The sequence below is a fragment of the Kocuria salsicia genome (assembly GCF_039532055.1).
Taxonomy (GTDB): domain Bacteria; phylum Actinomycetota; class Actinomycetes; order Actinomycetales; family Micrococcaceae; genus Kocuria; species Kocuria salsicia.
Map to the genome: position 1 here is coordinate 215,717 of NZ_BAAARF010000012.1, position 20,084 is coordinate 235,800.

The 20,084-nt window shown below is 71.5% G+C and carries 16 protein-coding genes and 2 pseudogenes; 12 read left to right on the forward strand and 6 right to left on the reverse strand.

Annotation, left to right across the window (positions count from 1 at the left end; all coding sequences use genetic code 11):
- Nucleotides 1–19: 19 nt before the first annotated feature.
- From ABD264_RS10900 to ABD264_RS10920, 5 genes and pseudogenes are all read left to right on the forward strand, one after another.
- On the forward strand, nucleotides 20–463 hold the full coding sequence (locus ABD264_RS10900; protein ID WP_144942364.1) for a nuclear transport factor 2 family protein: 444 nt from the start codon (nucleotides 20–22) through the stop codon (nucleotides 461–463).
- 216 nt (nucleotides 464–679) lie between these two features.
- Nucleotides 680–1,308 (forward strand): annotated as a pseudogene (locus ABD264_RS10905) (integrase core domain-containing protein); the annotation flags it as partial.
- 149 nt (nucleotides 1,309–1,457) lie between these two features.
- Nucleotides 1,458–2,408 (forward strand): AAA family ATPase, encoded by a 951-nt coding sequence (locus ABD264_RS10910; RefSeq protein ID WP_145010567.1) that lies wholly within the window; start codon nucleotides 1,458–1,460, stop codon nucleotides 2,406–2,408.
- Complete coding sequence (locus ABD264_RS10915) at nucleotides 2,405–3,970, forward strand: DUF58 domain-containing protein (protein WP_303106022.1); 1,566 nt, start codon at nucleotides 2,405–2,407, stop codon at nucleotides 3,968–3,970. The genes ABD264_RS10910 and ABD264_RS10915 overlap by 4 nt, the downstream gene beginning before the upstream one ends.
- Nucleotides 3,967–6,450 carry a transglutaminaseTgpA domain-containing protein gene (locus ABD264_RS10920; RefSeq protein WP_344206020.1) on the forward strand — a complete coding sequence of 828 codons (2,484 nt, stop codon included), beginning with the start codon at nucleotides 3,967–3,969 and terminating at the stop codon, nucleotides 6,448–6,450. Before ABD264_RS10915 ends, ABD264_RS10920 begins: the two co-directional genes overlap by 4 nt.
- Nucleotides 6,451–6,552: 102 nt before the next feature.
- On the opposite strand, the gene rsmI is transcribed toward ABD264_RS10920, so the two are convergent.
- Entirely contained in the window at nucleotides 6,553–7,437 is an 885-nt protein-coding gene (rsmI, locus tag ABD264_RS10925) for a 16S rRNA (cytidine(1402)-2'-O)-methyltransferase (protein ID WP_344206022.1), read from the reverse strand.
- Nucleotides 7,438–7,477: 40 nt separating this feature from the next.
- On the opposite strand from rsmI, the gene ABD264_RS10930 reads away from it, so the two are divergent.
- Complete coding sequence (locus ABD264_RS10930; RefSeq protein WP_145010573.1) at nucleotides 7,478–9,112, forward strand: dolichyl-phosphate-mannose--protein mannosyltransferase; 1,635 nt, start codon at nucleotides 7,478–7,480, stop codon at nucleotides 9,110–9,112.
- Here ABD264_RS10930 and ABD264_RS10935 read toward each other — a convergent pair.
- The 4 genes from ABD264_RS10935 to ABD264_RS10950 all read right to left on the reverse strand — a co-directional run bounded on the left by ABD264_RS10935 (nucleotide 9,096) and on the right by ABD264_RS10950 (nucleotide 12,604).
- Complete coding sequence (locus tag ABD264_RS10935; protein ID WP_290498638.1) at nucleotides 9,096–9,968, reverse strand: TIGR01906 family membrane protein; 873 nt, start codon at nucleotides 9,966–9,968, stop codon at nucleotides 9,096–9,098. The genes ABD264_RS10930 and ABD264_RS10935 overlap by 17 nt on opposite strands.
- Nucleotides 9,965–11,284 (reverse strand): L,D-transpeptidase, encoded by a 1,320-nt coding sequence (locus ABD264_RS10940; protein WP_144942370.1) that lies wholly within the window; start codon nucleotides 11,282–11,284, stop codon nucleotides 9,965–9,967. Before ABD264_RS10940 ends, ABD264_RS10935 begins: the two co-directional genes overlap by 4 nt.
- A gap of 112 nt (nucleotides 11,285–11,396) precedes the next feature.
- A complete protein-coding gene (locus tag ABD264_RS10945) occupies nucleotides 11,397–11,969 on the reverse strand; it encodes a DUF3499 family protein (protein ID WP_244944777.1) in 573 nt (190 codons plus the stop codon).
- A 65-nt stretch (nucleotides 11,970–12,034) separates the two neighbouring features.
- Nucleotides 12,035–12,604: a WhiB family transcriptional regulator gene (locus ABD264_RS10950; protein WP_144942372.1), complete on the reverse strand. Its 570-nt coding sequence runs from the start codon at nucleotides 12,602–12,604 to the stop codon at nucleotides 12,035–12,037.
- A 230-nt stretch (nucleotides 12,605–12,834) separates the two neighbouring features.
- Here ABD264_RS10950 and ABD264_RS10955 point away from each other — a divergent pair, with 230 nt between their 5' ends.
- On the forward strand, nucleotides 12,835–13,533 hold the full coding sequence (locus ABD264_RS10955; protein WP_144942373.1) for a TIGR03089 family protein: 699 nt from the start codon (nucleotides 12,835–12,837) through the stop codon (nucleotides 13,531–13,533).
- 105 nt (nucleotides 13,534–13,638) lie between these two features.
- Here ABD264_RS10955 and ABD264_RS10960 read toward each other — a convergent pair whose 3' ends face one another.
- The gene (locus ABD264_RS10960) at nucleotides 13,639–14,298 is read right to left on the reverse strand and encodes a GtrA family protein (RefSeq protein WP_344206055.1); all 660 of its coding nucleotides are present in this window, start codon (nucleotides 14,296–14,298) and stop codon (nucleotides 13,639–13,641) included.
- A gap of 183 nt (nucleotides 14,299–14,481) precedes the next feature.
- On the opposite strand from ABD264_RS10960, the pseudogene ABD264_RS10965 reads away from it, so the two are divergent.
- The 5 genes and pseudogenes from ABD264_RS10965 to ABD264_RS10980 form a co-directional block, all read left to right on the forward strand.
- Nucleotides 14,482–15,663, forward strand: a pseudogene (locus ABD264_RS10965) (5-(carboxyamino)imidazole ribonucleotide synthase); the annotation flags it as partial.
- A gap of 102 nt (nucleotides 15,664–15,765) precedes the next feature.
- Nucleotides 15,766–16,269: a 5-(carboxyamino)imidazole ribonucleotide mutase gene (gene purE, locus ABD264_RS12485; protein WP_371413768.1), complete on the forward strand. Its 504-nt coding sequence runs from the start codon at nucleotides 15,766–15,768 to the stop codon at nucleotides 16,267–16,269.
- Nucleotides 16,270–16,425: 156 nt separating this feature from the next.
- Nucleotides 16,426–18,189: an LCP family protein gene (locus ABD264_RS10970; RefSeq protein WP_344206028.1), complete on the forward strand. Its 1,764-nt coding sequence runs from the start codon at nucleotides 16,426–16,428 to the stop codon at nucleotides 18,187–18,189.
- Nucleotides 18,190–18,252: 63 nt separating this feature from the next.
- Complete coding sequence (locus ABD264_RS10975; protein ID WP_344206030.1) at nucleotides 18,253–19,320, forward strand: lipid II:glycine glycyltransferase FemX; 1,068 nt, start codon at nucleotides 18,253–18,255, stop codon at nucleotides 19,318–19,320.
- Nucleotides 19,317–20,072, forward strand: coding sequence for an SDR family NAD(P)-dependent oxidoreductase (locus tag ABD264_RS10980; protein ID WP_290498661.1), 756 nt, complete (start codon nucleotides 19,317–19,319; stop codon nucleotides 20,070–20,072). Before ABD264_RS10975 ends, ABD264_RS10980 begins: the two co-directional genes overlap by 4 nt.
- Nucleotides 20,073–20,084: the final 12 nt, after the last annotated feature.

Sequence of the window (20,084 nt, forward strand, 5' to 3'; positions counted from 1 at the left end):
CAGATCACGGAGTACTCACATGACCGAAACCCGTAACCCCATCCCACCGTTCACCGCCGAAACCGCCGCCCGGAAGGTACAGGCCGCCGAGGACGCGTGGAACACGCGCGAGCCCGAGAAGGTCGCGCAGGCCTACAGCGTCGACACCGTCTGGCGAAACCGTGACCAGACGATCACCGGCCGCAACCAGGTGATCGCCTTCCTCACCGCCAAATGGGATCGGGAACTCGACTACCAACTCCGCAAGAACCTGTGGGCGTTCACCGACGACCAGATCGCCGTGCGATTCCAGTACGAATGGCACGGCCATGACGGACAGTGGTGGCGCTCCTACGGCAACGAACTGTGGCGCTTCGACGCACAGGGCTACATGACCCATCGCGAGGCCAGCATCAACGACCGTCCCATCGGCCAGGAGGAGCGACGCGTCACCCCAGGCCGGGGCGAGCTTCCCACCTGGTGACGCCCCGCCGGCCCACGCCCGGATGCCCCCAGTGTGCCGAAACGACGTGCGGGTGCATGTCTCGGGGCTGGACCATCCGCGCGACAGCACCGGCCAGCTGGCCGGCGACCGCAAGGTCGCCGGCCACTTCGCATCTGAATGGCTCTACGTGTTCCGCCCCCAACGCCGTTCTCACACCCCACCACTGCCTGATTGCCGACCGTCCCGTGGTTGAGGAGGGCTGGCCGGTCACCGAACAAGACCAGCCAGGCCACGACCAAGCGCTGCATCCAGCTCCGGCTGCGTCTCCGCTAAGGACCGGTCCCGTTGACCAGTCGGCTGGGGATCGCGCCATCGACGGTCCACCGGAACCTTGTCGATGCCCGCCTGAGCCGGCTCTCGCACGTCGACCGCTCCACCGGTGAACCCGTCCGCAGCTACGAGCACGACCACCCCGGGGCGATGCTCCACGTCGACGTGAAGAAGCTCGGCAACATCCCCGACGGCGGAGGCTGGCGCTACGTCGGCCGCCGTCAAGGCGAGAAGAACCGGGCCGCCACACAGGGCAAGCCCCGCAACAAGTACGCCCATCCGTTGATGGGCAAGGCTTTGGTTCACACCGTCACCGATGACCACTCCCGCGTCGCCTACGCCGACCTCGGCGTCACGCACAAGCGGACCCGTCCGTATCGGCCGCAGACCAACGGCAGGATCGAACGCTTCCACCGAACCCTGGCCGACGGTCGGGCCTACGCCCGCTGCTACGCCTCCGAAGCCGAACGCCGGGACGAGCTCGACGGCTGGACTACGACAACCACCACCGGCCACACATGGCTTGCGGCAACCAGCCGCCGTTCTCACGGTTGGCCAACGTCCCCGGTCAGTACAGCAGTCATCGTCACCGCGCCGTCACCGCACGCCACGTGCCCGGGCAATACCGCCGAGTCCATGAATTCCTGAGAACATGGTGGAAATGCCATCCCCTGGCACCCCCGTGCTCGTGAGACGAGGAAATATGGAGCAGTTCGCCGCCCACACGAAGGCTGTCCTGGACCGCATGAACGCGGTCATCGACGGCAAGTCCGCAGAGACCCGCACGGCCCTCACGGTCCTGCTGGCCGGAGGCCACCTGCTGGTGGAGGACGTCCCGGGTGTGGGCAAGACCATGCTGGCGCGGACGCTGGCGGGGGCGATCGGCGGCACGGTCAGCCGCATCCAGTTCACCCCCGACCTGCTGCCCACGGACATCACGGGTGTCTCGGTGTACGACCAGGTGCGCCGGGAGTTCGAGTTCAAGCCGGGCCCGGTGTTCGCGAACATCGTGATCGGGGACGAGATCAACCGGGCGTCCGCGAAAACGCAGTCCGCGCTGCTGGAGTCGATGGCGGAGGGCCAGGTCACCGCGGACGGCACGACGTACCGCCTGGCCACCCCGTTCATGGTGGTCGCCACGCAGAACCCTGTGGAGATGGACGGCACGTTCCCGCTGCCGGAGGCGCAGCGCGACCGCTTTACCGCCCGGATCTCCATGGGCTACCCGGACGCTGACGCAGAGGTCGCCATGCTCACCGACCACGGCTCCGGCTCCCCGCTGGAGGGGCTCGAACCGGTGCTGGACATCGACCAGGCTCGCGCTCTCGTCCAGCACGTGGCCTCCCTGCACGTCTCCACCGCGGTGCGCCGCTACATCGTGGCGCTGTGCCAGGCCACCCGCTCGCACCCGCACCTGCGTCTCGGCGCGAGCCCCCGCGCCGCACTCCAGCTGCAGGCCGCAGCCCGCGCACAGGCCGCGCTCGCCGGGCGCTCCCACGTGCTGCCGGACGACGTCAAGGACGTCGCCGTGGCCGTGCTCTCCCACCGGCTGATCCTCGAGCGCCGCTCCGGCGCGGACAGCGCCCAGGACATCGTCCGCACCATCCTCGACGACGTCCGCATTCCCACCGAAGACGCGCCCCGCACCCGATGAGGACCGCCGCTTCGAAGGCGCGGGTGGACTCCCGCGCCAAGTTCACGGTCCGCGGCTGGTGCTTCCTGGCGGCCGCCGTGGTGTGCCTGGCCCTGGCCACGTGGCTCGGGCGCAAGGACGTTCTCGCACTGTCCCTGTTTCTCGGCATGGTCCCGCTGCTGTCCTCGCTGGCCATGTGGCTCGTGAAGCCGCGGGTGCTGCTCAAGCGCTCCGTCGAGCCGCCCCTGGTCACTCTGGGGGACGCGGCGCAGGTCTCCCTGCGGGTGCGACGCCGCTCGGCGTTCCCCTCCCGCTCCCGCACCTCGGCCGGCGACGCCGCCGTCCCCGGCACCTTCCCAAACGTCGCCTCCGCGAACGGCACCTCGACGGACGGCGACGCACCCGGCAGCACGTCCGCGGCCGGGGGCCCCGCGAACGGTGCGGACCCCGCGGGAGGCACCCGCGCGGCGTCGTGGCGTCGCACCGCGTCCGCGGACCGCGCAGCGGTGGACGTCCACGAGAAGGTGGACCCGCTGCTGGGCCGGGACCAGGACTTCTCGGTCCCGGTCTCCGGGGTGCCGGTGGCGTACACCGTGCGGCCGCGGCGTCGTGGGATCCACGAGCTCGGACCCGCCACGGTGCGCGTGAGCGACCCGTTCGGCGTGGTCTCCGAGCTGCTGGACGTGGCCGAGCGGACGTCGCTGCACGTGGCACCGGACCCGGAGGAGCTCACGGAGCACGGCGCCGCACTGGCGCACGAGTCCGGCAGCGACCCGTCCCGCCGCGCCCAGCCGCAGCCGGGCCCGGACAACGTGACCACGCGCGAGTACCGCCACGGTGACCCCATGCGCCGGGTGCACTGGGCGGCCTCCGCGAAGCACGGGCAGCTCATGGTCCGCCAGGAGGACCCGCGCAGCACCCGCAGGACCGTGCTGGTCCTGGACACCGTGGAGCAGCACTGGCCCGGCGAGCGCGTGTGGGCCGGCGTGCTGGAGTCCACGGAGGAGTTCGAGTGGGCGGTCGGTGCGGCGGCCTCCGTGCTTGAGCACCTCACGCGCCGCGAGACGGTGGTGTACGCCCTGGAGGACCAGGGCCGTGCCCTGCCCCGGGGCGAGTCCGAGACCGCCGAGCTGCGGGACACCGCCGTCACGGACGACACCGCCACGGAGGTGGTCCACGGGCTGTCCCGGGTGGCGCTCGTGAAGCGCCCCGAGCCCAGGCTCGCGGAGGACCAGCTGGCCGCGCGGCTGGACCGCGAGGGCCTCACCCACCCGGTGCTGCTGCTCACCGGCAAGCTCTCCCCCGAGGGCGCGCAGCGCTACGTCCGGGCCGCCGCGGGCAGCGCCTCCCACTCCGTGGTCATGGTCGTGGACCCACCCATCGCCCGACCGCAGAGCGCCGACGTCTTCGAGGCCGCGGGCTGGTCCGTCGTGCTCGTGACGCGCTGGACGGACGTGGACGCCGCGTGGCTCGCCGTGGTGGGCGGCGGCTCCCTGATGGCACCGCCTCCCCCCGCGCCGGGTGAACGGCGCCTGAGCATGGACGAGATGATGGCGCGCACCCGAGGCAGGACCACCGCATGACACCCCCCGACTCCTCCCACCGCTCGACGCCCCAATCGACCCCCCGTTCGACACCCAGCTCGACACCCTGGGACGACGACGCCGCCGCGGCCGATTCCCCCTCTGCGTCACCCACCGCTCGGGGCGCCTCCGCTCCCGCAGCGGCGTCGGGCCCCCTGTCCCGTCCGCCCCGGCCCCGCGTCATGGAGCTGTGCCTGCTGCTGCTCGGGGCCGTCGCCCTGGGCTGCGTGGGGATGGGGGGCGCGCTCGACGGCGGCTGGTGGATCGCCCCCGTGGCCGCAACCGTGGTCACGGTGCTAGTCGTGACAGGTGCGGCACGCTGGCTGCGCCTGCCCTCCGCCGTGGTGACCGTGCTGGGCCTGGCCGCGCTGCTGCTCGCGCTGACCGTGGTGCACCTGCACTCCGCGGCGCTGCTCGGCTTCATCCCCGTTCCCGGCACGCTGAGCGCCGCGTCCGAGCTGTGGGGCTCCTCCGGTGATTTCGTGGCCGGCACGGCCGCGCCGTACCCGTTCCACCCCGGCTTCTCGTTCGTGCTGTGCGCCCTGGTGGGACTCGTCACCGTGTTCATGGAGACCGTGCTGGTGGGGCTGCGCATGGCGGGGCTCGCGTGCCTGGGCATCGTCGCCCTGCTGGTGGTCCCGGCGCTGACCCTGCCGGGCAGCGTCACGCCCCTGGGGCTCGCCGCCGCGGTGCTCGCCGCGCTCGCCCTGCTGGCCGGTTCCCGCAGCCTGGGCGCCACGCGTGCCCGCAGGATCGCCCCCACGCCCGGCGGCCTGCCGCGTGCGCTGCTGGTGGTGGCCGGTGTGCTGGCCGTGGTGCTGTTCGTGCCCTCGGTGATGCCCGGCTTCTTCAACGGCGCGTTCCCCCAGGGCAGCTCTCTCACGTCCCAGCGGGCCGCCGGTGTGGGGCCCCTGCGGGCGGTGGGCCAGGACCTGCGCTCGCAGGAGCACACGCAGCGCTTCAGCTACACCGCCTCGGACGACCGCGCGCAGTACATGCGTCTTCTCACCCTCTCGGACTTCTCCTCGGACGAGTGGTTCCCCACGACGGACGGACTGGACGGGGACCTCTCCGGGCTCTCGGACGCGTCCCGCAACCCGGTGCCCCGCGGCGCCGAGGTCACCACCAAGGTCACTTTCGACCAGTACGACGAGCACTGGCTGCCCGCTCCCTACGCCCCGGTGGGCGTCGCCGGACTGGGTGAGCAGGGCTGGGCCTGGAACCCGCAGGACCTCTCCGTCCACAGCGAGTCGACGGGCATGTCCGGGGCGAGCTACACCGTGACGTCGACGACGCCGCAGGCCACGCCCGAGACCCTGCGCCGCGCGCCGTCGGCCTCGTCCGACGACGCCATGAAGGACTACCTGAAGCTGCCCCGGGACCGCCCGCAGGCCCTCGCGGACGCGGCGCGCGACTTCGCGCGGGGCGCGGGCACCGACTACGACCGCGCGCTGGCCCTCCAGAACCACCTGCGCCGCGACTTCCACTACGACGTCAACGCACCGCTGGCCCAGGGCTACGATGCCGGCGGGATGGGCTCGCTCGAGAAGTTCCTGCAGACGCGCACGGGCTATTCGGGCCACTTCGCCCCGGCCATGGCACTGATGGCTCGAGAGCTGGGCATCCCTGCCCGCGTGGCCGTGGGCTATCTCCCCACCGCCGCCACGGTGGACGCGAACGGCGGCAGCTCCTACCCGGTGGGCACCGGGGATTCGCACGCCTGGCCGGAGCTGTACTTCGAGAACGTGGGATGGGTGCGCTTCGAACCCACTCCCGGCGTGCCCAGCACCCCGGACTACGCGCCGGACTCCGGGCAGGACGCCTCCGCCGGGTCCTCCCCCTCACCGGGCGAGTCCGCGGGTGGGAAGTCCTCGGACGCGCAGCCCTCCGACTCGCAGTCCCAGGGCTCACAGTCCGCGGACGAGCCGTCGCAGCAGCCCAGTACCCCGGGCGCCGACCAGCAGTCCCCGGACGCCCAGCCGTCGGAGGAGGGCGCGCCCGAGGATCAGCGGCCCGCCACCCTGGTCGTTCCCTGGTGGGCACTGGCCGGAGGCGTCGTCGTTGTCGTGCTGCTCGTCCTGGCCGCGCTGCCCCGCTGGCTGCGGCGACGCCGCCGGCGTGCGCGGATCGCCGCGCTGCAGGACAAGAACCTCCCGCCCCAGCGCCGCGCCAACGCCGCCTGGGACGAGTTCCTGGCCCTCGCCGCGGACCACGGCGTGACCGCCCGGCCCTCGGACACGCCACGCGTGGCCGCACGGAGACTCTCCGCGGGGATCCCGGCGGCGGCGTCGGCCGTTGAGCGGCTGGTCGAGGACGTTGAGACCTCGGGCTACGGGGTACCGCACGCGGACTGGACGCCGCGGACCACCCCGGAGGACCTGACCCGGATCCGCAATGAGTTCCGCCGCCGGGCCACGCGGGGAAAGCGTATGAGGGCCGCGTGGTGGCCGGCCTCGCTGCGCGGGGGCTCCCGCCGCTGAGACCCAAGCGCACGAGCCCACCGGACTCACTGAACCCACTGAGCCCGGTGCGACGACGCCGCCCGCTCCCCGCAGCACCACGGGGAGAGGGAGGCGTCGTGCTCAGCCCTGCTCGGCTCGGGCGGCGATCACGGCGTCGTAGAGCCTGCGGGTGCTGACCCCGTACTCGGTGGCGACCTGCCGCGCGGCGGCCTTGAGCTTGATGTCCGAGGTGGCCACGAGCTCCTCGACCACCGCGGTCAGCTGCTCTGGCTCCGGCGCCTGCGCCGGGGCCGCCCCGTGCAGGACCACCACGATCTCTCCGCGGATCTGGTTGCCCTCGGCCCACGCGACGAGACCGTCGAGGTCGTCGCGCAGCACCTCCTCGTGCAGCTTGGTCAGCTCCCTGCACACCGCGGCGCGGCGCTCCCCGCCCATGGCGTCCCGCAGTGCGGCGAGCATCTCGGCCAGGCGGTGCGGGGACTCGTAGAACACCATGGTCCGGGGTTCGGCGGCCAGGTCGGTGAGCTGCGCGGCCCGCTCACCCTTCTTGCGCGCCAGGAACCCCTCGAACGTGAACCGGTCCGTGGGCAGCCCGGAGACCGCGAGCGCCGCGAGGACGGCCGAGGGCCCGGGCAGCACGGTCACCGGCAGCTCCGCCTCGGCCGCCGCGCGGACGAGCGGGAAGCCGGGGTCGGAGACGGTGGGCATCCCGGCGTCGGAGAGCACGGCCACCGTCTTCCCCGCGCGCACCTCGTCCAGCAGCTCGGCGCTGCGCGCGGACTCGTTGTGCTCGTGGTGGGTGACCACGCGCCCTGCCACACCCACGCCCAGACCGGAGGCCAGGCGGTGCAGCGTGCGTGTGTCCTCCACGGCGAGCACGTCCGCGCTCTGCAGGATCTCCCGCAGCCGAGGGGAGGCGTCGGAGAGGTTGCCGATGGGGGTGCCCACGATGACCAGCGCACCGTGGGCGGAGTCCTGGGCTGGGGCAGATGCTTGCGAAGTCACAGGACCACTGTACGAACCCCGTCCAGTCCGGCGCCCTACCATGGGGTCCGTGCCTTCGACCGCTGCCTCCCCCGCCGCCCGGCCGAGCGCCGGGTCCCCCGCGCGCCCGCTGGACGAGCTCCTTCTCCCGGCCGTCACCCGCCTGCCCCGGTACTGGTGGGTCCCGCTCGCGCTCGTGACCCTGCTGGGCGGGGTGCTGCGCTTCACAAGCCTGTCCTCGCCGCACGCCGTGGTCTTCGACGAGACGTACTATCTCAAGGACTCGTACTCGCTGCTGCTGCACGGCACGGAGCAGCAGTGGCCCTCCGGCGCGGACGCCGGCTTCGTCTCCGGCAGCATCCCGGACGTCGAGGACCACCCCTCCTTCGTGGTGCACCCGCCGCTGGGAAAGTGGCTGATCGCGGTCGGACTGTGGCTCTTCGGCGGGGACGACCCGTTCGGCTGGCGCTTCTCCGCGGCGCTGTTCGGCACGGCCTCGATTGCGCTGATCTGGTTCGCGGGCTGGCTGCTGTTCCGCTCTGTGAGCCTCGCCACCGTGGCCGGGCTGCTGACCTCCCTGGACGGGCTGCACCTGGTGGAGTCGCGGCTCGCGCTGCTGGACATCTTCCTGATGTTCTTCCTGCTGCTCGCGTTCGTCTTCGTGCTGCTGGACCGGGACGATGGACGACGCCGCCTCGTCGCCCGGTTCAACCGCTCCGCCCTGGGACCGTGGCTGGGAGTGCGGTGGTGGCGGGTCGCGGCGGGTGTCGCGTGCGGTGCGGCCGCCGCAGTGAAGTGGAACGCGCTGTTCAGCATTGCGGCGCTCGGGGTGCTGGCGGTGCTGTGGGACATGAACGCTCGCCGGGTGGCGGGCGTCCGCCGGTGGTTCACCGGGACGCTGCTCAAGGACGGTCCGTGGGGGTTCCTCACGATGATCGGCGTGGGGCTGGTGACCTACGTGCTCACGTGGTCACGGTGGCTGCTCACGAGCACCGGCTACGACCGCAACTGGGCAGAGCTGAACCCCGGGCAGGGCCCCCAGTGGCTGCCCTCGGCGCTGCGCTCCCTGTGGGAGTACCACGTGGCCGCGTACTCGTTCCACACGGGGCTGGACTCCCACCACACCTACATGGCCGGTCCCGCAAGCTGGCTGTTCATGCAGCGGCCCACGTCCTACTACTACGAGTCACCCTCCGCGGGCACGGACGGGTGCACCGTGGACTCGTGCAGCCAGGCGATCCTCAACCTGGGCAATCCCGCGATCTGGTGGGTGGGCGTTCTGGCGCTGGCGTTCGGGATCTGGCTGTGGGCAGTGCGCCGCGACTGGCGCTTCGGGGCCCTGGTGGGAATCTACGCGGCGGGGTACCTGCCGTGGTTCCTGTACCCGGAGCGGACCATGTTCTTCTTCTACGCGCTGTCCTACTTCCCCGCGCTGGTGCTGTTGATCACCGGCGCCATAGGGGTGCTCACCGGGCGTCTTGCGGTGCCCCGGGGCGGGGCGACGGCGGGCACGCCAGAGGCCGCGACGGATGAGCGGGTGGTGTCTGCCCGCTGGGCCCGGCGCTGGTGCACCGTGACGTTCGTGTTCCTGGTGCTCGTGGTGGCACTTGCCGTGTTCTTCTGGCCCGTGTGGACCGCCCAGACCATCCCGTACGAGCACTGGCGGTGGCGGATGTGGTTCAGGTCCTGGATCTGAGCCGGCCCCGGCCGCCCGCCCAGGGGGCCGTCCGCGGGGTGGCCGCGCGGCGTCGTCGTCGGGTAGTGACGAGCATGACTGCGAACGCACCCACGAGCGTGATCAGCGCAACCGCGATGGCGGCGTCGATCCAGAACTGCGTGGGGTAGAGCCGGATCAGCGTGTCAGAGATGCTGAACGTCCACGTGCCCGAGCTGAAGAACAGCGAGTGGAACGCGGCGAAGAAGTTCTGCCAGCCCAACACGGCCGCCACGCATGCCACCACGAGCAGCGCCACCGTGAGCCACGCGCCCGCGAACCATGCCGCGGAGGCCGCCCCCGGTGCGCGGCGGTGCAGCCACCAGCCGACGAGCACGCTCACCACGAGCAGCACCAAGGCGCTCATCAGCCCCCAGTGCATCACGTGCTGCACGTCGCTCATGTGGGAGACCTCGGCCGGGGTGAACGCCAGGCCGCCTTCCGGGCTCACCAGACCGCCCAGGTACTCCGGCGGGGCCAGGTTCATGATGTAGTCCATCCCGTAGGAGCCGAACGTCATCCGTTCCTCGGTGCTCATCCCCCAGTGGTCCGCGGGGAAGCCGGGCCGGTGGTACTCGAGCTGCAGGAAGACCGGGGTCGCCACGAGACGCGCCCCCAGCCCCAGCAGCAGCACGGGCAGGGACAGCGCCAGGACTGCCTGGAGCAACCGCTGCACTACGGTGCGGCGGGGCAGCGAGGGCGCCGGTTCGGCGCCGGGGTCCCGGGCCCCGCGGGAGTCCCCCGCGGAGCCCGGGTTCGAGGCTGCCAGGCAGCCGCCGGGATCTTCGGCCGAAGCGGCCGGCTCGGAGGCCGCGGGCACGGGCGCGGAAGTGCTCACCAGTTGCCGTGCCACTTCTCGTTCGGGTAGTTCTGGAACGGAATGTTCCAGTCCCCGAGCCCGTCGTCCGGGTCCGCCTGCGGGTAGTTCGTGTTGACCACTTCCACCATGTCGCCCGGGCGGAACGTGTTGTAGATGTAGCTCGCGCCCTCCGGGGGCATGCCCACGCAGCCGTGGGACACGTTGGCCACGCCCAGAACGGAGTACGCGGAGGGCAAAGCCTGGTGCACGAACTCGCCGCTCCACGTCAGCCGGGACACGTTGGACGCGTCGAACGGCGGGTAGTAGTGGGAGTCCCCCGGCTTGAGGTTCAGGGAGCCGGCGTTGAACTTGTACGAGGCGGCCTGTTCCAGGATGACCTTCTTGCCGGTGGTGGATGGCCACTCGGCGTCGCCGAGGGTGACCGGCCACGTGCCCGTCTCCTTGCCGTCCACGTAGGCCACCAGCGTCTTGGTGTTGTTGTCCACGTAGGCGCGCTGCTCGGGGCCGGTGGTGAAGGACACCGTCTTGTTGCCGTTGCCGATCATGCCGTTGCCGAGGTCCGTGCCCAGGATGTTCGCGCTGACCTTCACGGTGGACTTGGGCGTCCAGGGCTCGCTCGGGCGGAAGCGCAGCTTCTGGTCCGAGTACCAGCGGAACGCACCGTCCTTGTGCGCACCCTCCACGGAGATGGCCTTCTCCACGGCGTCCTTGGCGCTCACCGGCTCTGAGAAGTTGAACTCCACGACCTGCCACACGCCGTAGGTCTGCCCGTCCTTGACGTTCATGCTCACGTCCGCCTCGTGCGCGGCGTCCACCGTGCTGAACACGCTCTGTCCAGTGGTGTCACGGCCCCTGTTGCGCGCCGTGTAGTCCACGGTGTAGGTCTCGTTGAACGCCAGGGGCTTGGCCGAGCGCCACTCGGTGCCGTTCTTGCCGATCGCGCCCTCGGCCTTCTCACCGGAGTTCGACGCCGTCACGGTCACCTCCGTGAGCGTCCCCGCGTCCGTGGTGACCACCACGGGGTCCACGGGGTTGACCATCGAGGCGTCGGCCGCCGGGATCACCGTCACGCCGGGGGCTTTCGCCGTCGACGACGCACCCGCGGAACCCGAGGCCTCGGCCCTGCCCTCGTCGCCAGAGTCCGCGCCGCACGCGCTCAAACCCACGGCAGCGAGCAGCCCGACGGAGCCGAGGGCGAGGCGCCGGCGCGTGAGGCCGCGCGCGGCGTCGGCCCCGCTGGGCGTGGCGGCAGGGCTGGCAGAGGACGGGGAGAAGGATGCGCCGGGGCGGGAACCCTCGGGGCTCGTTCCAGAAGAGTTGTGGGAAGCGGTCATGGATACCTCACTGGGGTGAAGCCGGGGGTGGAGCCACGGGCCCGGTACCGGGCGGCCCCGGCTGAGGGCCGGTTTCGGGTGGCGGTCCCGGTCACCCGTGGGTGGGCGGCTGCTACGGCCGCCGCAGGTGCGGGGTCCGCAGCTCCTCCGGAAGGGGCACGAAACGTTCTGACTCGGGCGGACGCCTGTTTGCGTTCGCAATTGGGCGGGTGTACCCAGAATACCCTTCCGTATGCGCTGCGGAAACACCGCTATCGGCGGCGCCGCGAGGACCGTCGGCGGCGCGCTGCCCGCCGCGCGCGGCGTCGTCGGCGCGGGGGTCGTGGCCGCGTGCACCGGGACGGGAGGCGTCCTCGTCCGAGGGCTCGGGCCGGTAGGAGACGTCGCGCAGCACGCGGACCCCGGGTGAGGCCGCGCCGGCGGGCTGGGCCGCACCGAGGGACGCGCCGCGGGTGCCGCGGCGCACCACGGGCTCCTCGTCCGGGCGGACGGCCTGGACCACGGCGTCGAGGTCGTCACGGCCCCAGCCGTCCGGGGACTCCAGGCGCACCACGCGCCAACCGCGGGGCGCGGTCAGGGCGTCCGCGTGCACGGGGCAGAGATCGTAGGCGTGCGGCTCCCTGCGCGCGGACAGCGCACCGATCACCGCGGTCGAGTCGGCGTAGACGTAGGTCAGTGTGCACACGGCGTCCCGGCTGCACGTCTGCCGTGAGCAGCTGCGGCGCGGAGCAAGATCCTGGGCCACGCGGCTCACCGGCCCCGGCGGCGCAGCCTGCGCCGCTCGCGCTCGGAGAGACCGCCCCAGATGCCGAACTTCTCGTCGTTGCTCATGGCGTAGTCCAGGCACTGCCCGCTCACGGGACACGCTTCGCACACGCGCTTGGCGTCCCGGGTGGAGCCGCCCTTCTCGGGGAAGAACGCCTCCGGGTCCGTCTGGGCGCACAGGGCATCCGTCTGCCAGGCGAGCTCGCCCTCGGCGTCACCCTCGCTCACGGAGTACACCCCGGCCACGGCCTGCCACACGGACGCGTCCACGCTCTGGACGTCGTGGACCTCCATGTCGTGCAGTTCCTGGGGGGTGTGCGCGGGAGGCTCGGGCTCACGGGGCTGCTTGCGGTCGGAGCGCAGGAGCACGTCCCCGGCCACCTCGGGGTGAGCGGCCAGGAAAGCAGAGGCGAGGTCGTCCAGTGTGGTGACGCCGACGGTGCCGCGGGCCTGGTCCACGGGATCCACGAACCAGTCGACGGGGACGGTGCCGTCCGTGGAACCGGCATCCGAGTCCTCGCGTCCGTCGTGGCGGCGGCGTGCGGCCTCTCCCATGTCTGTCCTTCCGTCCCGCGGATTCGTCTTCTCGGTGTCCTCAACCAGCCCGGTTGTCCCGGCTGCGAGTGGGTTCGCGTGACGGGACGCACCCCTGCCTGCCAGGTGGACCCCCTAATTACACGCGTGTAAGTCCCGGGTAGTCAAGCCGAGTATCCTGGGCTTCCCGGGTTCACCGGCGCGCCGCCCGCGCACCCGGGGCCCGGTCACTTACCCTAAGGAGTTTCTGCGTGGGACGCACACCGAACGATCTCGCAGGGGCCCTCGCAGCGGTCTCCGAGCGGCCCACACCGGCCCTGGTCTGGCGCGACGGCCCCGAGCGCGTGGAGCTCTCGGGGCGCGTCCTCGTCAACTGGGTGGAGAAGTCCGCGGGGCTGCTTGTGGACGAGCTGGATGTCGCCTCCGGGGACACCGTGCGCATCTCCCCCGCACCCCACTGGCGGCTGGTGGTCCTGAGCCTCGCCGCACTTCGCGTGGGTGCGCGCATCGAGTTCGCCGCGGACGCTGACGCCGTCCTGCACGCCCGCCTGGAAGGCCACGACGACGACGCCGTGGCCGGCACCGAGCTCGTCGTCGCCACCCCGGCGCTGGCCTTTGCGTGCTCCGACCCCCTGCCCGGGGACGCCGTGGACTTCTGCGCCGAGGTGCGCGCCCAGCCGGACACCTACACCGGGTTCGAGGAACCGGACCCCTCCGCCGAGGCGCTGCCCTCCGGCGCGACCCACGGGCAGCTGCTGAGCAGGGCCCTGGAAACCGCCTCCCCGGAAGCCGTCGGCACCGTGTTCCTCCCGCTGGACGACGGCTGGGGAGAGACCACGCTGCTGAGCACGCTGGGGATCGTGGCTCGCGGCGGGGCCGTGCTGCTGGCCGCCGGGCCGCAGGATGCCACCGAGGACGTCCTCACCCAGGAACGCGCCACCCAGCTCTGACGGTCCAATGCTGGCTGGTGGCCCCGCAACGGCTCCGTGGCGGGCCGACGCGCCCGGACGCGCAGACGTCCGGTCTGCCTGTCAGCGCGCGGCCGGAGCCGTCACTCAGGAGGCGCGGCGGGCGTCGTCGTCGGGCTCGGAGTCCGTGTCGTCGATGTTCCCGGTGCCCACCCCGTGCACGGAACCACCGGACGAGCTGCCCTCGTGGGAGCCGCCGCCGTGGCGGGGACGCTGCTGCGTGTCGTGGTCGTGGCGGTGGACCACCGGGATCTGACCGGTGATGAAGGCGAACTCCTGGTCCGGGCTGTCCGCGAAGTCCGGGTCCTGGTCGAGCTTGGTGCTGAACACCCAAAAACGGTAGGCGAAGTAGCGGAAGACGGTGCCCAGGATGGTGCCGATGATCGTGCCGGAGATGAACGAGGCCGTTGCGGAGGTCAGGCCCAGGACGTAGTAGCTCACGCCCAGACAGCCGAGTTCGATGGCCATGCCGATCCCGTTGGCCACCAGGAACTGCACGAGTTCCTTCTTCTTGTCGTCCTGGCGCTTGTCACGGAAAGTCCACAGCCGGTTGGCGACCCACGAGAAGACGATGGCCACCACGGTGGCCACCACCTTGGCCTTGATGTGGCTGTCCGCGAAGTAGGGCGTGTGCATGAGCAGCAACACGAGCGTGGCGTTGATGGCGAACGCAGCGGCCCCCACCAGTCCGAACTTCGCGAGCTCTTTGACGAACAGTTCCCACAGCGCGTGCGCGCGCTCAACCACGGTGTTCAAGGGTTCGGTCTCACTCTGCTCATCGGGGACGGAGGAAGGTTGGGGGGACCGTCTCGTGCGTGCGTCCCACCCGGACGGATGTCGTCGCGCCCGGGACTCACCGTGGGCGCCGGATGAATGAGTGCATCGTACTCCGACATGACTGGACGTCAGCTGTGGCGATAGCCTGGGAGGGTGAATTCTCCTGAGACAGGTCCTGTCATCGGCGTCGTGGGCGGCGGGCAGCTCGCCCGCATGATGGCCCCCGCCGCCACCGCCCTCGGAGTGGAGCTGCGCGTGCTCGCGGAGAGCCCCGAGGTGAGCGCGGTGGCGGCCGTCCGCACCGCTCCCGCGGGCGACTACACCGATCTCGACACCCTGCGCCGCTTCGCCGCGGAGGTGGACGTGCTCACCTTCGACCACGAGCACGTGCCCACTGAGCACCTGAAGGCCCTGGAGGCCCAGGGGGTCGCCGTTCGCCCCGGGCCCGCCGCGCTCGTGCACGCGCAGGACAAGCTCGTGATGCGCCGCGCCGTGGCCGATCTGGGCCTGCCCAACCCCGAGTGGGCGGAGGTCCACACCGCCGAGGACCTCGTGGCCTTCGGCGATCGCGTCGGCTGGCCCGTGATCCTGAAGACCCCGCGCGGCGGCTACGACGGCAAGGGCGTGCTGCGGGTCGAGCGTGCGGAGCAGGCCACGAGCGGCACCGCTGCCGAGTGGTTCGAGCGCTCGGCCGCCGCGGACTCCGAGGAGGGGCTGCTCGCGGAGGAGGCCGTGGCGTTCAGCCGTGAGCTCTCCGCAATGGTCGCCCGCAGGCCGTCCGGCGAAACCGTGGCGTGGCCCGTCGTCGAGTCCATCCAGGTGGCCGGTGTGTGCGACGAGGTGATCGCCCCCGCTCCCGGGCTGGACCCGGAGGTGGCCCGTGCCGCGCAGGCCGCCGCCGTGAAGCTCGCCCATGACCTCGCAGTGACCGGCGTGATGGCCGTGGAGCTCTTCGAGACGCCGGGCACGGAGACCGGGTTCGCCGTGAACGAGCTGGCCATGCGCCCCCACAACTCCGGGCACTGGAGCATGGACGGCTCCGTCACGGGCCAGTTCGAGCAGCACCTGCGGGCCGTGCTCGACTGGCCGCTGGGTGCCACGGACGTGGTGGCCGAGGCAGCCGTGATGAAGAATTTCCTGGGTGGGGACAACCAGGACCTCTTCGCGGCCTACCCCGCCGCGATGAGCGCCGAGCCCCGCGCAAAGATCCACAACTACGGCAAGTCGGTGCGCCCGGGCCGCAAGATCGGCCACGTCAACGTGGTCGGGGACGCCCACGAGCTCACGGCGCTGCGCGAGATCGCCACGCACGCGGCGAGCATCCTGCGCGACGGCGAGGACCGCCACGCCCGGCCCACCGCCGTGGACAGCGGGGGGACGACGACGTGGGGCGCGGTCCCGGCCGCCCAGACTGGCGTACCCCTGGTGGGGCTCGTGATGGGTTCGGACTCGGACTGGGCCACCATGCGCGCGGCCGCCCAGGCCCTCGAGGAACTGGGCGTACCCTACGAGGCGGACGTGGTCTCGGCCCACCGGATGCCGTCCGAGATGCTCGAGTACGGCCGCACCGCCCACGAGCGCGGGCTGCGAGTCATCATCGCGGGGGCCGGCGGCGCCGCCCACCTGCCCGGCATGCTCGCCTCCGTGACCCCCCTGCCGGTGATCGGCGTCCCCGTGGCTCTGAAGACGCTGGACGGCATGGACTCCCTGCTCTCGATCGTGCAGATGCCCGCGGGCGTGCCCGTGGCCACCGTGTCGATCAACGGTGCGCGCAACGCCGGTCTGCTCGCCGCGCGGGTGCTGGGCTCGGCGTCGAGCACCTCCGCGCAGCAGCTGCGGGACCGGTTGCAGCACGTCGCCGCGGAGCTCTCCGAAGCCGCGCACCGCAAGGGCTCCGCCCTCCGGGAGGCCGTGGCCCGCGGCGCGAGCTCCAAGGACTGAGCCGGCGCCGCCGCACCGGGGTGGGCTGTCGGCCCAGGTCCAGGTGAGCGGGGCACAATGAGCCACTCGTGTCCCCTCCTCGGCGGGGCCACGGACCGGTGGGCCGCAGCGTCGGCTCCCCGCAACACCGACTTCCCCTTCAGCACGGAGTTGCACGTGAACGGATCAACCGACCACCCGGAGGACGGCCGTCCCCTCCCCTCGGCCACACGCGCCTACGACGAGGTGCCCCCGGCCCGCGGCGCCCACCTCGACGGCGCGCACGTCGGTGGCGCACACCCGGACGGTGCGTTCCCCGACGACGCCGCGCAGGACCTCCCTGCCGAGGGTGCCTCGGCCGTCCGCGATCCCGAGGACGGTCCGCGCCGCGCCCGCACCCGGGTGGGCGAGCCCCTGCGCAGTCCGCGTTTCGCCGCACCCGCCACCCGCACGAAGCGGGCCTGGTGGCTGCTCGGTGCCACGCTGCTGGTGCCCGGCTCCGCCCAGCTCGTGGCGGGCAAGCGGCTGATCGGACGGATCGCCGTAAGGATCACCGCGGTGGTCTGGGCGCTGGTCGTGCTCGCCGTGCTGCTGTGGTTCGTGTGGCGCACCGCCCTGGTGTGGCTGCTGACCAATTCCGTGACCTCTGCCCTGCTGATGTACGGGCTCGTGGCACTGGCAGTCGGCTGGGTGCTGCTGTGGTTCGACACACTGCGCACCATCCGCCCCGGGCTGCTGGGGGACAGTGCCCGGCGCGGCGTCGTCGTCACCACTGTGCTGGCCATGGTCGTCACCGGCGGCGGGCTCGGATACGCGGCTCACCTGGTCTCGGTGGCGCGCGGCGCCGTCTCGGGCATCTTCGGCGGGGGCATGCCCTTCTCCGCGGCGGACGGGCGCTACAACATCCTGCTCATGGGCGGGGACGCCGGCGAGGACCGCGAGGGGAGGCGCCCGGACTCGATGACGGTGCTCAGCATCGACGCGTCCTCCGGCCAGACCGTGACCATCTCCCTGCCCCGCAATCTGCAGAACGTCCCCTTCCCGGAGGACTCCCCCATGCACGGGGTCTACCCTGAGGGCTTCAACTGCGGGGACGAGTGCATCATGAACGCCGTCTACACGGACGTGATGCAGAACCACAAGGACCTCTACCCGGACGTCGCCGATCCCGGGGCACAGGCCACCAAGGAGGCCGCCGAGGGCGTCACGGGCCTGAAGATCCAGGCGTACGCGCTGATCGACATGGACGGCTTCGCGTCCCTCGTGGACGCCCTCGGCGGCATCGACCTGAACGTGGGCGGACGGGTTCCCATGGGCGGTGGCACCAACCTTGACACCGGCGAGAAGAACCCCATCCTGGGGTGGATCGAGCCCGGTGTGCAGCACATGGACGGTTACCACGCCCTCTGGTACGCCCGCTCCCGCGAGGGCGCCACGGACTACGACCGCCAGGCCCGGCAGCGCTGCGTCCAGGCCGCGATGCTCGCCCAGCTGAACCCGGTCACGGTGGCCACCAAGTTCGACGAGCTCGCGAGCTCTGGCCAGCAGATCCTCGAGACGGACATCCCGCAGTCCTCGATCGGCTCCATGGTCACCGTGGCCACGAAGGCCAAGGACCACGAGCTGCAGGCGTACGCGGCGGGTCCTCCCTACTACGACCAGTCCTTCCCCACCTACCCGGACTACGACCAGTTCCGCTCAGACCTGGCGCAGCTGCTCGAGAAGGCCAGCGGCAACGACGCCCAGGCGGCTCCGGCGGCGGGCGGCGCGGCGTCATCGTCCTCCGGCACGGCGAACGCCGCAACGGCGGGATTCACCTCGGGTGGCGGCTCTGTCACCGGTGGAGGAGCCGGAATTGGGACCACCGCGGTGGTGCCGGCGGCACTGAAGGTGCCCACCGAGGAGACGCTGTCCCCGAATGGCACCTGCTCCGTCCCCTGACGGGCACGGGGCATCGGTGCAGCGGTACAGGTACAGGTACAGGTACATCGGTACAGTGGAGCCGTGGCAAACATCCTGCAGTCCCCCGAGTGGGCCCAGTTCCAACAGAGCATCGGACACCGTGTGATCCAGGCCGAGGGCCCCGGATGGCGCTACCTGGCCACCGTGGAGGGCGGTCGCACGGGCCGCTACCTCTACTGCCCGTACGGCCCGGAGGCGGACTCCCCGGAGGCCTTCGACCGCGCCCTCGCGGACCTCACCGCCCAGGCTCGCGCGAACCGCTGCTGGTTCGTGCGCGTGGAGCCGATCAACGGGCACACCGTGGACGGGATCGAGACCGCGGAGGCCTCGCTGCGCCGTCGTGGGATGAAGCGCGCGCCGCGCCAGGTGCAGCCGGGGCACACCCAGCTGATCGACCTGCGCAAGGACTCCAAGGACCTGCTCAAGGCCATGAAGTCCACCAACCGCAACCTGTACCGCAACATTCACAAGAAGGGCGTGAGCATCGAGCGCTCGCAGGACCCTGCTGACGTGGAGCACCTGCTGCGGTTCCTGGACGACACCGCGAAGCGCCGGAACTTCAACCGGCAGCAGGACGACTACCTGCGCGCCGTCGCCGCCTCCCTGATGCCGGTGGACGCGGCGAGCCTGTACCTCGCGAAGCTCGATGGCGAGCCGATTGCGGCGTCGCTCGTGTACGACTCTGCGGACACCCGCACCTACGCGCACGCCGCCATGGACCAGGAGCACCGCAGGCTCTCCGCGGGCATCCCCCTGGTGGTCACCATGGTCATGGACGCCAAGGAGAAGGGCCTCACCTGGTTCGACCTCTTCGGCACCGCACCAGAGGGCGCAGGACCCGAGCACGAGTGGTACGGGTTCACGTCCTTCAAGAAGTCCTTCGGCGGTGAGCCGGTCGCCTACCCGGGCACCTGGGACCTTCCCGTCTCCCGCGCCGGGTACACGGCGTACAGCGGGGTGCGCGCGGCCCGCGAGGGACTCGGATCGCTCGCCGGAACACTGCGCGAACGGGCCGGGAGCCTGCGGGAGCGCCCCGGTAGTCTGCGTGAGCGCCTTGGCGGGCTGGGCAGCCGGGCGACGACGCCGCGCGGGAAGAAGGACGACGCATGAGCCGCACCGCGCTGGTCACGGGTGCCACGGGAGGGATCGGTCGGGCGTTCACGAAGGCCCTGCACGAGCGCGGATACGCGCTGATTCTCACCGGGCGCAGCACCGAGAAGCTCACGGAGTTGTCACAGGAGGCCACCGGTGGTGCCGCACAGATTGTCGTGGCGGACCTGGGCACGCAGGACGGCATCGACACCCTGGTGGACGTCCTGGAGCGCAACCCCGTGCACCTTCTGGTCAACAATGCAGGCTTCGGGACGCACGGCGAGTTCGCCGCCCTGGACCTGGACCGTGAACTGGAGGAGCTCACCGTGAACGTGCGGGCGCTGATGACGCTCACGCACACCGCCCTGCAGTCCATGACGGTCGCCCGCAGCGGTGCCATCATCAACGTGGCCTCGGTGGCGGGCTTCCAGCCGCTTCCGTCCATGGCCACGTACAGCGCGTCCAAGGCGTTCGTGGACAGGTTCACCCTGGCCGTGGGCGTGGAGGCCCGCAAGCACGGCGTCCAGGTGCTGAGCGTGAATCCGGGGCCAGTCGACACGGACTTCTTCCGGGTGGCGGACGCCTCGGCCATCGACCTCGGGCGCTCCGCGAAACCGGAGGACCTCGTAACCGCCACGCTCACCGCGCTGGAGAAAAGGCGGCCCCGGGTGGTCTTTCCCCGGACCTACCACGGCCTCGAACGGATCGCCGGTCTGCTTCCGCAGTCCCTCACGGCTCGCGTGGCGAACCTCGTCTCCGGCAGGGCGTAGCCCCGACGGGGC

Excerpts from the sequence above, each read along its gene's own strand:
- ABD264_RS10900 (WP_144942364.1), top strand. The coding sequence starts at position 20 with ATGACCGAAACCCGTAACCCCATCCCACCGTTCACCGCCGAAACCGCC.
- ABD264_RS10910 (WP_145010567.1), top strand. The coding sequence starts at position 1,458 with ATGGAGCAGTTCGCCGCCCACACGAAGGCTGTCCTGGACCGCATGAAC.
- ABD264_RS10915 (WP_303106022.1), top strand. The coding sequence starts at position 2,405 with ATGAGGACCGCCGCTTCGAAGGCGCGGGTGGACTCCCGCGCCAAGTTC.
- ABD264_RS10920 (WP_344206020.1), top strand. The coding sequence starts at position 3,967 with ATGACACCCCCCGACTCCTCCCACCGCTCGACGCCCCAATCGACCCCC.
- ABD264_RS10930 (WP_145010573.1), top strand. The coding sequence starts at position 7,478 with ATGGGGTCCGTGCCTTCGACCGCTGCCTCCCCCGCCGCCCGGCCGAGC.
- ABD264_RS10940 (WP_144942370.1), bottom strand. The coding sequence starts at position 11,284 with ATGACCGCTTCCCACAACTCTTCTGGAACGAGCCCCGAGGGTTCCCGC.
- ABD264_RS10950 (WP_144942372.1), bottom strand. The coding sequence starts at position 12,604 with ATGGGAGAGGCCGCACGCCGCCGCCACGACGGACGCGAGGACTCGGAT.
- purE (WP_371413768.1), top strand. The coding sequence starts at position 15,766 with ATGGGTTCGGACTCGGACTGGGCCACCATGCGCGCGGCCGCCCAGGCC.
- ABD264_RS10980 (WP_290498661.1), top strand. The coding sequence starts at position 19,317 with ATGAGCCGCACCGCGCTGGTCACGGGTGCCACGGGAGGGATCGGTCGG.